At 41.7% G+C, this 13,894-nt stretch carries 13 protein-coding genes, 1 tRNA gene and 2 pseudogenes; 10 read left to right on the forward strand and 6 right to left on the reverse strand.

Annotation, left to right across the window (positions count from 1 at the left end; genetic code table 11):
- Positions 1-300 precede the first annotated feature (300 nt).
- Genes V7K30_RS27790 through V7K30_RS27800 form a run of 3 tightly spaced genes read left to right on the forward strand, consistent with a single transcriptional unit; the run spans position 301 to position 1,774 of the window.
- The gene (locus V7K30_RS27790; protein WP_335004876.1) at positions 301-447 is read left to right on the forward strand and encodes a hypothetical protein; all 147 of its coding nucleotides are present in this window, start codon (positions 301-303) and stop codon (positions 445-447) included.
- Between the two features lie 24 nt (positions 448-471).
- Positions 472-687: a hypothetical protein gene (locus V7K30_RS27795; RefSeq protein WP_335004878.1), complete on the forward strand. Its 216-nt coding sequence runs from the start codon at positions 472-474 to the stop codon at positions 685-687.
- Complete coding sequence (locus V7K30_RS27800) at positions 674-1,774, forward strand: DUF6745 domain-containing protein (RefSeq protein WP_335004880.1); 1,101 nt, start codon at positions 674-676, stop codon at positions 1,772-1,774. Before V7K30_RS27795 ends, V7K30_RS27800 begins: the two co-directional genes overlap by 14 nt.
- Before the next feature lie 484 nt (positions 1,775-2,258).
- Here V7K30_RS27800 and V7K30_RS34425 read toward each other — a convergent pair.
- Positions 2,259-2,375: pseudogene (locus tag V7K30_RS34425) on the reverse strand (carbohydrate porin); the annotation flags it as partial.
- Between the two features lie 127 nt (positions 2,376-2,502).
- A pseudogene (locus V7K30_RS27810) lies at positions 2,503-2,676 on the reverse strand (carbohydrate porin); the annotation flags it as partial.
- 219 nt (positions 2,677-2,895) lie between these two features.
- Between V7K30_RS27810 and V7K30_RS27815 the strand changes: the two are divergent.
- Positions 2,896-3,612, forward strand: a complete 717-nt coding sequence (locus V7K30_RS27815) for an Npun_F0296 family exosortase-dependent surface protein (protein ID WP_335004882.1) — start codon at positions 2,896-2,898, stop codon at positions 3,610-3,612.
- Between the two features lie 152 nt (positions 3,613-3,764).
- On the opposite strand, the gene V7K30_RS27820 is transcribed toward V7K30_RS27815, so the two are convergent.
- Positions 3,765-5,399, reverse strand: a complete 1,635-nt coding sequence (locus tag V7K30_RS27820) for an iron uptake porin (RefSeq protein WP_335004883.1) — start codon at positions 5,397-5,399, stop codon at positions 3,765-3,767.
- 405 nt (positions 5,400-5,804) lie between these two features.
- Here V7K30_RS27820 and V7K30_RS27825 point away from each other — a divergent pair, with 405 nt between their 5' ends.
- The 6 genes from V7K30_RS27825 (at position 5,805) to V7K30_RS27850 (ending at position 10,948) form a co-directional block, all read left to right on the forward strand.
- Positions 5,805-6,746: a metal ABC transporter substrate-binding protein gene (locus V7K30_RS27825; protein ID WP_335005238.1), complete on the forward strand. Its 942-nt coding sequence runs from the start codon at positions 5,805-5,807 to the stop codon at positions 6,744-6,746.
- Between the two features lie 85 nt (positions 6,747-6,831).
- Positions 6,832-7,608: a metal ABC transporter ATP-binding protein gene (locus V7K30_RS27830; protein WP_335004884.1), complete on the forward strand. Its 777-nt coding sequence runs from the start codon at positions 6,832-6,834 to the stop codon at positions 7,606-7,608.
- Positions 7,609-7,619: 11 nt separating this feature from the next.
- Positions 7,620-8,489 carry a metal ABC transporter permease gene (locus tag V7K30_RS27835; protein WP_335005240.1) on the forward strand — a complete coding sequence of 290 codons (870 nt, stop codon included), beginning with the start codon at positions 7,620-7,622 and terminating at the stop codon, positions 8,487-8,489.
- Positions 8,490-8,563: 74 nt separating this feature from the next.
- Positions 8,564-8,636: transfer RNA gene (locus V7K30_RS27840), tRNA-Phe, on the forward strand.
- Between the two features lie 1,002 nt (positions 8,637-9,638).
- Positions 9,639-10,124, forward strand: coding sequence for a molybdenum cofactor biosynthesis protein MoaE (locus V7K30_RS27845; RefSeq protein WP_335004886.1), 486 nt, complete (start codon positions 9,639-9,641; stop codon positions 10,122-10,124).
- Between the two features lie 503 nt (positions 10,125-10,627).
- On the forward strand, positions 10,628-10,948 hold the full coding sequence (locus V7K30_RS27850; RefSeq protein WP_335004888.1) for a hypothetical protein: 321 nt from the start codon (positions 10,628-10,630) through the stop codon (positions 10,946-10,948).
- 20 nt (positions 10,949-10,968) lie between these two features.
- On the opposite strand, the gene V7K30_RS27855 is transcribed toward V7K30_RS27850, so the two are convergent.
- The 3 genes from V7K30_RS27855 to V7K30_RS27865 form a co-directional block, all read right to left on the reverse strand.
- Positions 10,969-11,292 carry a DUF2103 domain-containing protein gene (locus V7K30_RS27855; RefSeq protein ID WP_292832473.1) on the reverse strand — a complete coding sequence of 108 codons (324 nt, stop codon included), beginning with the start codon at positions 11,290-11,292 and terminating at the stop codon, positions 10,969-10,971.
- 5 nt (positions 11,293-11,297) lie between these two features.
- Positions 11,298-11,624, reverse strand: a complete 327-nt coding sequence (clpS, locus tag V7K30_RS27860) for an ATP-dependent Clp protease adapter ClpS (RefSeq protein ID WP_335004890.1) — start codon at positions 11,622-11,624, stop codon at positions 11,298-11,300.
- A gap of 205 nt (positions 11,625-11,829) precedes the next feature.
- Positions 11,830-13,884 carry an FAD-dependent oxidoreductase gene (locus V7K30_RS27865; RefSeq protein WP_335004892.1) on the reverse strand — a complete coding sequence of 685 codons (2,055 nt, stop codon included), beginning with the start codon at positions 13,882-13,884 and terminating at the stop codon, positions 11,830-11,832.
- Between the last annotated feature and the right edge of the window lie 10 nt (positions 13,885-13,894).

A 13,894-nucleotide genomic window follows, 5' to 3' on the forward strand; every position in this document is an offset into this window, starting at 1 on the left:
AACAGTCAAATTGAGGTAATTTTTGCAAATTGTCAAGATAAAAGGTCACGCTTAGGGCGGTGATTTAATCCTCACATAAACTGCCTGCTTGGGAGAAAAACCGCTGAACTTATGGCCCAGTCTGTCCCACAGGATAAGGGAGGGGAACGCTGGGTGTGAATTTCCAGCTATTTCAATCTTTAACTTATCTAACGCATAATTGGCGACTACAGTTTTAAAAATACCCGGCAAGTGTAATAGACGATATCTTTTTGAACGAGGGAGCAGAGGGGAAAGAGGTAAAATTTTTCATTCTGCCCAATGCCCAACTTTCATAAAGCTTGTGCCAAAATTAAACCAAACTTGAGAGCAAAAGCGAAGTGGGGTTTGTACCCATGTCAGGAAAGCAAAACTATGCAACCGATTCGTCAAGGTGATGTAATTTTACTGCCTGTGCAGCAAATCTAAGGACAAAAAATACCTCACTTAACTTTGGCAGAAGGCGAAGTTACGGGGCATAAACATCGCATTACTGAAGGAAGCGCAGAATTATACGAAAAAGATAGCACACTTTATTTACGTGTGTTTTCAGTGTCGGCATTGCTAGCTCATGAGGAGCATAAAGCTATTTCTATTCCCCAAGGTGATTGGATGGTGAAAATTCAGAGAGAATACGAGCCTGAAGGTTGGCGTTATGTCGCTGATTGAAAAGTTAACACCTGAGCAAGAGGCTTTGATTCCAGTTTATCGGGATAAGTGGAGAGCGATCGCGCTTTCAACTGAGAGGATTGATCGTGAAAAAGCGGCGAAAGCGGTCAAAGCTACTTATGTTTTGATTGGTATGGAAGAACCTGAGATAGTTTTTTATGATAGCCCGAATGCTGCTTTGATAACTACTTTAAGCAAATTATCACAAGAACTTGGTAGCGATTGGGATAGTGGTTCGGAACTGTGGGGGGAATTATGTATTTATGAACAACCGCCTGCAAACGTATGTAACGACCTAGAGGATGAATTATATAAACAAATTGATGGCGAACTTCATACTCTACTGTGGTTTGAATTAAAAATGAAACTAGACAATAGTATGAATAATTGTAACCATTGCTGGGAATTGTGGAGCGAATTAGATAAACAACTGGAAAGTCAACTACAACTTGAAGTGGAAAATGCCAAGGAGGACTGCATTCACTATGAAATATTAGCTCTTGGTGCAAGTTTCAATGATTTTTGTATTTCGGTTTTGAATTGTGTGCATGATCAAGTTACATGGAATTCATTTGAGTCAGTAGTCAAAGAGTGCGGCTGGATTTTCGCAGGTAAATATACTTGTATAGTATGCGATCGCCCCACAAAATTATCTTTTGACAATCAAAATCGCCTCCATGCTGAAGGCGAACCCGCCATTGAATTTATTGATGGATATAGCCTGTACTCATATCACAATGTAACTTTGCCTGAAAAATATGGTAAAATCCACCCGCAGCAATGGCAAGCTGAATGGCTTTTATCAGAGGAAAACGCCGAACTACGGCGAGTACTAATTGAGGGTATCGGTTACGCCAGAATTTGCGAAGAATTACAAGCTATTGAATTAGATAATTGGCAAGAATATACACTATTAAAAATTGATAATAATGTGGATATCGAACCGATTTATTTATTAAAAATGACTTGCCCTAGCACAAGCTTTATTCATGCCTTGCGAGTTCCACCTAATATGAACTCAGCGCGTGAGGCGATTTGCTGGGTAAATTGGGGTGTAGATGCAGAGGCATTTGGTGTGCAAACATAACTGCTTCAGTGAATTTCCATATTTAGAAGCATACTAAAAAAGCGTAAGACTTTTATCTCTCTTTATGGCAGAGGGCTAGGAGGTTGTTTGAAAAGTAGTTGGCTGCGATCTTAATTCCGTTATTACCCCCCTTAATCCCCCCGATGTAGGGGAAACAAGAAAAATCCGGTTCCCTCCCCAATGCATCCTACCGTATATATACAAGCCGTATTACCCCCCTTAATCCCCCCTTATCAAGGGGGGAAATAATATTTCCGGTTCCCTCCCCTTTATAAGGGGAGGGTTAGGGTGGGGTAAAAAATATTTAATACATCAATCATGACTTTTCAAACATCCTCTAAATGAGAATGAAATAGTCCTAGAATCGCTATATTGTTTGGAAATATCAAGCCCAGCAACAATACTGATTTTTGTTTTTTAAACCACACACAAAACATAAGACGCAAAGGATAATTTTGCGTCTTATTTTAATATTTAAAAATGAGAAAGTGAATGTGATTCTCACTGTATCAATGACGATATCATCATTTTGATTATTATGATCTCGCGCTGTTAGCCAGATAACTCCTGGGGTGATACTGATATTGTCACTCAGCTTATATAGCAATCCGATTTGATTTCTGAAATTATTTGCGTAGGCTGGGAGTGGGGAGTGGGGAGTAGGGAGTAGGGAAGAAGCCTCTTTGAGTTGTACTGAGTTTTTTCAAAAATCAAACATGAGTCCTATATTGATAGAAACCTTTAATGTGATATGAAGTGTCTGGATTTTTGTTGATACCTGCATTGCTGAGAGAATTACTCACACTGGTAACTTTAGGTTCCATACCCACAACAATGCCTGCAATGTTACCTTTTTTACCAAGAACCGGGAAAGCCAGTGTGACGGCAGAGTTCCAGATGTTAGCTCAAATAATAATACAGGTTTTATCTTCGCATACGTATATATATATAGATATTTTAGTCTGTGATTGTCTTCATATCCACTATTCTAAATAACTTTTTGCCATCTTCAGATTTATTGGTTCAATAAATAGTTTTGGTAAAAATGATTCTTACCTACTACACAAATACTCGGATGATATGCCAAGGTATGGGTATCAAATGTTTAAGGAATTAAATCAATGTCTACTGTACAAAAACTATCATTAGCCTTAATTGGAACAGCGGTTGTTTTAATGAGTGCTAACCCAGCTGGCGCTGTTAGCCTGACTCAAGGAGGTTCCATACCGGTTGCAGGAGAAGGTCAATATACTAATATTCAAGGAGCTACAACGATCAACTTCAATGACGGGACAGCAACCGATCCAAACGGATTTGTTACTTACTCCACAACCAATGGAATTGTCCAAGGGAATGTAGATAGTCAATATGCTACCCCCTTCGGTGATACCACCAAATACTTAACGGTTGCGCCACAAGGTGCCCAAGCTAACGGTCAGAATATTGCAGGAAACACTGGTAATGAAACTATTACCTTTGCTAAGGCTGTTGATTACTTTGGCCTCTACTGGGGGTCAATAGATGCATATAACTTTGTGGATGTCTATAGTGGAGGTAATCTACTCGCAACATTTAATGGCGCAAATGTTCCAGGCGCTCCAGCTAATGGTGAACAGAGTGGTAGTGCAAATAATGTCTATGTTAATTTGTTAGCAAATAGTAGTATAGGAGAGACTTTTGATAAAGTAGTTTTGAGATCAACTGGTCTTGCATTTGAAACTGATAACCATAGCTACAGACTAGCTAGTGTTCCTGAACCTACTGCAACATTGGGCTTGCTAGCGTTCGGTGTTATAAGTGCTGGTTCATTTGTAAAACGGAAATTAAAGTTAGTTTAAAATAATGTATTTATACGGTCTGAAAAACTAACAATGTCGTTCTCGTTTTAAAAATTAAAACCCAGCAAAAATGCTGGGTTTTAATTTTTAAATTATCTAAAAAAGCGAAGATACAAAGAATTAATCTGTGTCTTCAGCTAAGATTGTGAAAATTAGAAAGTGAATGTGGTTCTCACTGTACCAATCACGATATCATCGTTTTGATTATTATGATCTGGCGCTGTTAGCCAGATAACTCCTGGGGTAATGCTGATATTGTCACTCAGTTGATATTGATAAAAACCTTCAATGTGATATGAAGTGTCTGGATCTTTGTTGATACCTGCATTGCTGAGAGAACCGCTCACGCTGGTAACTTTAGGTTCCATACCCACAACAATGCCTGCAATGTTACCTTTTTTACCAAGATCCGGGAAAGCCAGTGTGACGGCATAGTTCCAGATGTCAGCATCACCAGGAGTAACCGAAAGGACGCGAGCTTTGGTTAAGCCAGCCCAACCGCCAATCACGAATTTTGAGCTAGGTTGAAAGGATGCTTCTATACCGTAGGAGTTACTAGAAGCATTCTGCAATATGTTATTAGCGTTATTGCTACCACCACTACCATTGGCAGAAAAATTAGTGTTGTAGGCGTTAAGGTAGGTCAAACCAAAGGTAATTTGATTGCTAGGCTTAACAGTTAACTGCGCTATAGCACCATAAGCACCATTGAACAGACCAGAGCCTAGTTGAGGGTTAGCAGCATCATTCGCTAAATACCCCAAGCTTAGTTCCAGCTTATCACTGAATTCGTGTTTGATTCCGATACCAGTACCATTGGCTAAATAATAAATTGGGTTGCGAGTTCCAAAATTGGAAAGGGCACCGCTACCACCGTCCCCATCTAGGTACGGGTTGACTGTGTTAGTGAAATCATCAATTGCACCTGCATTTGCTTCCAGAGTGATGCCTGTTTTACTACTGAGAGGGAACTGATACAACAATGCGTCTATCACAACTCCATTACTTTTGTTACCACCAGCAAATCGGAAGTCACCTTCTGGTGTAAAGGTAGCAGTCTGAGAGAAGGGGTCTAGGTTTGTTGCCTGAAGTCGTGTTCTAAGTAAATCTTTACCAGTGAAACTGGTGTCGAGGTTCAGACGCACTCGGTCTGCAAGGACAGCATTTTGGTTGACTTTTTGAGCATTACCATTAACATTAACTGTATTTCCACTTACGACACTTGCGATCGCTATTACCACTTCCCCATTCAGTTTGGTTGTGGTTGAGAACTGATTCGCCTCCAATTCAGCACTTTTCGTTTCTACTGCATCTACACGACCTCGGAGTGTCGCCAGTTCTGCTGAAAAATCTTCTTGCAGCTTTTGTAATGTGGCTAAATCTTCTTTCTTAACTAAATCGCCAGTCGCTGTAGCAATAAGTTCGTTAACCCGATCAAGACAAGCATTCAAACCAGCAGCAAACTCATATCGCGTTAATGCCCGATTACCGCGATAAGTGCTATTTGGGTATCCTGCAATACAGCCATAGCGCTCAACCAAGGACTGCAATGCTTGGAATGCCCAGTCGGTGGGTTGTACATCGGAAAATTGAGACACGGAGGTAACTTGCGCCATTGTCTGATCTGGCGCTGTGTTCGTAGCTCTTATGTCTGGATTAGCTAAAACTTGCGGTTGATTGATTTCAGACGTGTTGGATATTTCACCTGCAAATGTAGCAGTATTCACAAATAGCATTACACCGCAGACTGCTGGGCTAACTAGCAGATATTTACAGAATTTTTGCATTTTTCTCCTCACACTGATCTCCAATTCACACCCAAACCACGTTTTTTTCAACGTGTATTTTATGAGAATATTTGTCAGCAATCTTATCAGAAGTAAGCAAACTTTTTAACAAGAAAAGTCAAGAAATCCTAATTATTCAGGGAAAACTAAATTGCAGAGGGCTGTACCGTCTGGAAAAGTTTTGTTGTTACTCATTACACAAGAAACTCAGAATGATATTATGTGGATTGAATGAGAATGAGAATTATTATAGTATAAAATTTAGAATAGGTCTCATTGTCAATAAGAATTGTGACAGAGGCAGACTTGCATCGGTTTTGAGGAGAAAACACCGTGATTGTGAATTGCACAGGACTTAGAACAGGCAGACAAAGAAGCGGCATTTTGCCCATAATTGCTCTGCTGATGTTGTCAATGGCTACTGGCTGTAGTCAATCGAATCCAAATCGGGGAATAACTTCGGAACAGTCGCCGCCAGCACAGAAAGCTGCCTCTACCCCACGGGCGCAGTCGGGAAAAACTAAAGTAGTGACGACATTTTTGCCGATATATTTGTTTACTAAGGCAGTGGCTGGAAATGTGGCAGATGTAGAAATTCTAGTGCCACCTGGTACGGAGGTACATGAATACCAAGCAACACCAGAAAATGTCAAAGCGATCGCTACTGCGAATGTGTTAGTAAAAAATGGGTTAGGTTTGGAGGAATTTTTGGAAAATACTGTCAAAAATGCCCAAAATACCAAATTAGTTGAAATTGATGCCAGTAAAGGTATTAAACCCTTAAATGAAATTTCACCCGTTGTAAAAACAGCGAAAAAGGAAGAAGATCACGAACACGCCCAAGGTAATCCTCATGTTTGGTTAGATCCAGTTTTGGCAAAACAACAAGTAACTAATATTAGGGATGGATTAATTGCTACCGATCCAGCGAATAAAGCTACTTATGAGGCCAATGCTGCGGCTTATATTAAAGAATTAGAAAGTTTAAACAGCGAATTTCAGCAGACTTTACAGAAAACTCCTAGTTGCACCTTTATTACCTTTCATGATGCGTTTCCATATTTAGCTAAACGCTATAACCTCAAGCAAGTTGCTGTGGTGCAAATTCCCGAAGATCAACTTTCCCCAACGGATGTGCAAAATGCAGTCAATGCTGTAAAACAGTACAAAGTTAAAGCTTTATTTAGTGAACCAGGAGTAGATAACAAACTACTAACTAGCCTCTCGAAAGACTTGAAGTTAACTTTGCGTCCTCTGGATTCTCTGGAAACTGGTGCAACAGATCCACAGCATTATTTCGAGGCTATGAAAGCTAACTTGCAAACTTTAGAAACGGCGTGTAAATGAGTTAGAAGTTAGGAGTTAGGAGTTAGGAGTTAGGAGTTAGAAATCCTAATTTATAAACAATCACTTTTTTAAATGTTAATCAATAATGAATAATGACATTGCTATTTTGAAAGTAGAAGGACTAACTGTCTATCAAGGCAGCTATCTAGCTGTTCGAGATGTATCCTTTGAATTGTTTCCAGGAACAGATACAGCCATTGTTGGCCCCAATGGTGCTGGTAAAAGTACTCTGGTAAAAGCGGTTTTAGATTTGATACCTCGAAGTGCTGGGACGATTGAAATATTAGGTCGCCCAATTGCAAGGCTGGGGCGTTTACGTCACATGTTGGGCTATATGCCGCAAAATTTCATCTTTGACCGCAGCTTTCCCATTTCTGTCAGCGAATTGGTGGGACTGGGATGGGCTAAGGAAGGAAAAAGAGGGGATTTATTTTTCTCCAAGCTGTGGAGACAAGACCGAGAAAAATCGGCAGCAGTAGTAAAAGCTTTACGGCGAACCGATGCTTATCATTTACAGCATCAAGCTATTGGTACTCTTAGTGGTGGTCAACTGAAGCGGGTTTTATTGGCTTATTGTTTGGTAATGCCTCGGAAACTGTTGGTACTCGATGAAGCCTTTGCTGGTGTTGATGTGCAAGGTACAGCAGATTTTTACGCTTTGCTAAATGAATTAAAGCGGGAGGAGGGTTGGACGGTATTGCAAGTTTCTCATGATATTGATATGGTAAATCACCATTGCGATCGCGTGCTTTGCCTGAACCAAAGCATTGTTTGTACTGGTAAGCCGGAAATAGCCCTTTCACCGCAAAACCTGTTAGCAACCTACGGCCCAGGTTTCAGTCGCTACCAGCACCAACATTAATGCCCATAAGTATGAATTTCTTCAATGATTGTCAGATAGCTTGGTTAGCGATCGCCAATAGTAATGACTTGGTAAGCTTGTTACAATTCCCCTTTATGCAACGGGCGATCGTCGGTGCTGTATTGATGGGAATACTTGGCGGGATGTTGGGCAGTTTTGTCACCTTGCGCCAGTTATCTTTTTTTAGCCATGCGGTTGGTCATGCAGCATTAGTAGGTGTGGCGTTAGGCGTGCTGCTACAAATAAATCCTACTTGGATGCTGTTACCTTTTACTTTGGTTTTTGGTGTTATTGTCCTCTACTTTATCGACAAAACCGACTTAGCTAGCGATAGCGTCCTTAGCATAGTGCTATCTGGGGCATTAGCGATCGGTGTGATTCTCACTAGCCTGATTAAAGGATATCGTGGCAACTTGATGGCGGTGCTATTCGGCGATATTCTGGCGATCGACACCACAGATTTGATTTTGACGCTGCTAGTACTTGTAGGAGGTAGCATATTTTTACTATCAACCCTGCGGCAGCAAATTTTATTGACCCTTAACCCCGATGTCGCCCAAGTTCAAGGTATTCCCGTCCAATTGTACCGCTATGTGTTTGTGGTCTTGCTTTCACTCGCCGTTGCTGTAGCGATTAAAGCTGTCGGCGTTTTACTGGTGAACGCTTTTTTGGTTATTCCCGCCTCTACCGCCAAACTGATGAGTCATCACTTTAGCCGCTTTCTAGTCATGTCGGTGATAGTTGGTTCCATCAGCAGCATTGCTGGCATCATGGTGTCAGGTATTTTCAACTTTGCTTCTGGGCCAAGTATTGTTCTTGTCCAGTTTCTGCTATTTGTAGCCGTTTTCATCTGGTTCAAGTTGAGATTGAAAGCTGCATAAATATTTTTCTCCAAGGACTTGCTATATTCTTTGATGTTTGCTACATTGATTAATCGTGGCTCACAAAAGCCCCAGCCGGGATAGCTCAGTTGGTAGAGCAGAGGACTGAAAATCCTCGTGTCACCGGTTCAAGTCCGGTTCCTGGCATACTATACAGCAAAGAAGCCTTCTGGCATAAGACATAAACTGGCATAAAACTGACATAAAGGTAGAAACACTTTACCAGCTTTGTTGGGCATGTCTGTTTTAAGTCGCACGCTTTTTAGACTCTGAGGACTTCAAAGCATTACTCAGTAGTGACTTTAAGCCACATAATATTTTCTTTCAACACAAGCATCTCTAATTTATTCATGTGGACGGAAGCCATATCAGTACTACTGTCGTGAGTAATATCACCTTGCTACCTAAAATATTTATGCCAGTTTATGTCAGATGCAAGAGTGATAAGTAATCTGTAGGGACATCTACAATATATAAGTAAAACTTATCTTCTTCCCACGATAAGCAAAACTTACAGCATTTTGGCGTTCACCGATATTTTACTTATACGCTGGTGAATGATAAGCAAGGCAACTTTTCCATGTAATCTAGATTCACTTTTGGCAAGACAACATTTTGTATCACTCTTCTGTCACTCTCCGAAAACATTTGCCATTTCTGAATTCTAGAGCTTTTGTATAGCAAGCGATTGCGCGATTATTTTCTAATAACAAATACAAGACCAATTTTTTTCTAATAGTATATATAGCTTGTATTGATTGCCTCATGAGGCTTCTAGCGATCGCCCTCCCGGAGAGTGACAGAAGAGGGATATGTTAATAAATTTAAATTGTCGGGTGCGCTAGCAGAAAAAACGATACTATCAGTAATTCAAGCTGCCGTACTTTCTATTAATACAACCGACGTTAATTATACATTCTTTACAGGGATTAAATTTTTCTTGCCCACTTAGTTATAGAAATAAAATTTTAACCCTTGATTACATAGAAATAAAATTTTAACCCTTGATTACTTTTATAATGGGCAATAAAATTATCAACCTAAAAAATCCTTGTTTTGCCCAAAAGCATTAGCAAGAGCAAGTAAATATACACCAGAAGCGTTTTGTTCAGAGACAATAGAAAAAACCCACATAATACTAACGCAGTTATGACGACTACACTTGCCTCTGCTGTTAAACCAAGAGCCGAAGATAGTTTTGCCATTAGCTTTGCACCATTGTCTCTTGAAGAAATCTATGCCAAGTCTAACGATCCAGCCAACGGTGCTGTGGTTATGATGAGTGGCATGGTTCGCAATCAAACCGATGGGAAACCTGTAATTGCTCTAGAATATCAAGCTTACGAACCGATGGCATTGCGGATATTTTATCAAATTGCTGCTGATATTCGCTTATCTACGTCTGATGTGAATCGGGTAGTAATTCATCATCGCACCGGACGTTTGCAAGTTGGAGAAATTAGCGTTTTAGTAGCAGTGGGTTGTCCTCATCGGAGTGAGGCGTTTGAAGCTTGTCAGTATGCTATTGATACTCTCAAACACAATGCCCCCATTTGGAAAAAAGAACATTGGGAAGATGGTTCTAGCCGCTGGGTAAGCATTGGTGCTTGTGAAACATCAGAAGAAAATTGTTAAGATTTCTCAGCTATTGTCTTCAAACAAGTGCAATCTCTCTAAAATGCAGCAATTTATCCAGCAATTAGCAAACCATGATGTGTGCTGCGCTAGTTGTTGGATCTTCGTTATTGAATCTACATTTATAGCTAGAGTAGCATCTGAAGTAATTTGAGCGATCACACAATTCCCCAGTCAAGTCCTAACGCTAGCGTTAGCAATACCTAACAGAGCGCCCTAATACAATCAAACCCAAACCTGAACATTGCACTCCTCCACTAACAGCACCCCCATTAGAGTTTAGTTAAGCACAAATCAGGTTAGTAATCTCTAATTCCCAAAGGCTTGCTTAACAAAAATATTTAACTTTCATTAAAAATATCTAGATTTGCAAAACAACAATTTTTGTTGCATTTGTTTACATCAACCGCATGACTCTATTGAGGTTTGTAAATATTTTGTATTTCTGCAAGGAATATTCCTTTAGACTTAATTTCAACTGGAAAATGTGGGGATAAACACAAATGCATTCGTTAAATATATTTTGTCACGAATTTGTAGTTGCTGTTTCCTTTGTAGCTTGCATTATTGGACTGATGTTACTGTGGGACGGCAAGCAGCAAAAAAATGATGTGGAAGAAACAGAGCGGATTCTGTTTAGAATGAGCTTTACTTATTGGCTAGTTTACTGTGTAGCGTTTGGTATAGAGAAAATAGTTTTACCCGACTGGGAATCTGTAGTCATGACTTTGAGAATAACTACGGCTCTGTCATATTTCTTAACTTTTTCTTGTATTGTTAGTTTGCCACTACACAAATTTGCAGTCCACCGGGTTGAGGAATAGTCACGGGGCATAGGGCATGATTAAGATTTCATCGCGATCGCTAATGCCGTTTCCAGTTCTGACTGCGCCAAAGGGGTTAAAATAAACACCTCTTGTACCGTCTTCCCCTGCCGTGCAATTACTTTATAGCCGCCGCGAATTGGTACTGAGACACGCAGTTGCATTTTTGGACAATGACCCTTTGCCCGTCCAATCACTCCCGGCGTCACGGTTTGGATGCCATCCTGCTGACAAAGACGTTCTAAAATTGGGATGAGACCAGAAAGGTGTGTCGAGTGATTCCAAACCAGTCTGGCAGCTTTTTGCGAAGCTGCTCGGAGGGGATCTACGGTGGGTTTGCCCATGATGATTAAGCTGCTTCTAGAGGTGCCATTGTCAAACCTGCTCGGCGCAGCTGCTGATGATAAAGTTCCGCAGGTTCTTGGGGACCGACCCAGACGATCGCTTGACCTTCATAGTGTACCTGATTAGTCAGATCCCACGCGCGATCGCCAGTCATCCCCGGAATATATTTCATCAAACATTCAGTTACATGTTGGAATGTATTAAAATCATCATTTAATACAATCACTTTGTAATTCGGATATGGCTTGTGGGTAACTTGATTAGACCGTTCAGGAGCTATAGTTGGTGCTGTGGCCATCCCGTAAACATCTGCTGAAAGTGTCGTAACCATAGAACAATTGGGCAAGATAATTTTACAAAACTACACTACAAGTAAATAGTTTAGTCTATTGTCTGGGGAGTGGGGAGTGCTGAATTAGGAGTTAGGAGTTAGGAGTTAGCGAGTTAGGTATTGTGTATTGGGAAGAATTCAGTCCCCATGCCCAATGCCCTGTTTGACCAATGCCCAACGCCCAACGTCCTGTTTGGCCAATTCCTTATCGCCAATTATCCCAGTTTTCGTTAAAAATAGATGTATCTGGGAAAGCCGTAGGGTTGCCATTTTGTTGCAAAAGCCGTTTGAGTGCTTCCAGTTGTGGCTCTTGTTTGGGTAAGTCATCGACTAGTTGGTAAGGTGCGATCGCATTTTTGATGGCAAAACTAGCAACAGTTCCCGCAGCTGCGCCAGACGACCATTCAAAGGAATGTACCCGATAGGCAGCAGCGGCAATATGACTAGTGGCAATGCTTTTGCCTCCTACCAGCAAATTGTCAATTTTCTGGGGAATCATCGCCCTCAGAGCAATTTGGAAGGGATAAGCTTGACCAGCACCACGTCTTTCGCCTGGACGTTCTGTGTTACCAGGAGCTTCTGGGGGACTATTCACCATGCAAGGATGGAAATCTATAGCGTAGTGACCAATACCCACAGCATCGGGAAAGATGGTAGAACGAGTCCGTCGCATTGCTTTGTCTGGTGAAACTTTACCGTCAATTACTGATACTGCTTCCAAACCTGCAAGTGCGGCTCGGAGCCGACGATACATATCTGCTGGCAGAGTTTTGGGGTAATACTGATCATTGTAATCTCGGCGAGAAATATCAATTTCCCAAATACCAAAGCCTCCGGGTTGTCCCCAACTGGGGCGGCCAATGATGCGCCGTCCTTCGCGCATATAGGGATATTTCGATAAGCCATGCACTGTCCCCATCGGGGAATTTAGCCCTGACAACAAGCGGTTATTGCTTTGCAGCTGCTTTACACCCTCCCCCAGTTGAGAATCTGTAGTTCCAGCTACCAACCAGTAATAGAAAGATAGGGCATTTTCCTCAGCATTGCGGAGGGTTTCTGTCCGCAGTCCTCCCATCCAGCCACCTGGGTTTAATTGCCCAGTAGCTTGTAACTGTTGGCGAGTGTAAATCAGGTTATCCTTGGCTGTTCCGGGGCGGTAGTCGTTACCCCAAGTCCAGTTTTGCATGGAGATATCCCCTGGTGTAGGAGCAGTAAAACTTACACCACCGAATTTTGCTGGTTTCCCTTTGTTTGGACTCCAAATGCGCCGATAGGTGAAAACCAAATCAAAGTTAGCCAGTCGCGTTAATTCATAGCTGAAATATGGCGCGTATTGTGAATAAAATGGGGGCATCGTCTGCGGTTGCGATTCCTTGGTTGCCTCCATTGCAAAGGTGTAGGTAAAGCCTTGAGGGCAATATGGGTCGTCGTTGGTGCTGGAAGCAGAGGGTTCTAGGTAGGAACGGGCATCAATGCCTAATCGGTAGGGGACATCAGCAAGGGCGATAATTTCCCCAGTTTCGCTGGCGTCAACGACATACCATTTAGGAGCATCCCCTTTACTTTCCTTGGGGAGAAAACGGAGAATAGTTTTAGTAAACCGAGATGAGTTTTCGTAGTTATAAGAATCTTCAATACTTTGAGATAAAGTAAAAGTATTGAGAGGTGGTGCGCCTTTTGCTGGTTGATGTTGGATAGCGATCGCACTATTAATTATTTTACCATCAGCAGCGATTTCCAAATCCTTAATTACTGTGTTGGGAAACCATTGCAACTTCCCTTTGCCCTGCTTTTCGGCATCTTTAAGCATCTGGGTCAAAATAGTGTGAGCATCGCGGGGAAGAAAACAAGATTCACTTACCCAACAGTCACCGGGGTTCAGCTTACCGTATTTGCGCCCAATCCGGTTTCGCAATTCCAGGTAGCCGCGAGAATAGAATTTGAGAGCTCGCTGGGTTGGGCGTTCGTCTAACGCAGATGTCCCTTGAGCAGAAATTTGTCCTCCCAGCCAGTCAGTAATTTCCGTGAGGCAAACCGTTCGTCCTGCTAGCAACCCCTCGTAAGCTGTGGCGACACCGGATAGTCCACCACCGACAACTAAAATCTCGCAGTTGACACTTTTATCTGGGGTTCTCGGTACTGTGGCGTTCGCCTTTGGCGTTGGCGCTGCGTTCGCCCAATCAAATGCAAGTAAGGTAGATATTAAATTGAGACTAATCAGCGATGTTAAGCTATAAGCTACTTTGTGTCTGCGCTTCATGGTTAAAAAA

The sequence above is a fragment of the Nostoc sp. genome (assembly GCF_036917655.1).
In the GTDB taxonomy this organism is placed as follows: Bacteria; Cyanobacteriota; Cyanobacteriia; order Cyanobacteriales; family Nostocaceae; genus Nostoc.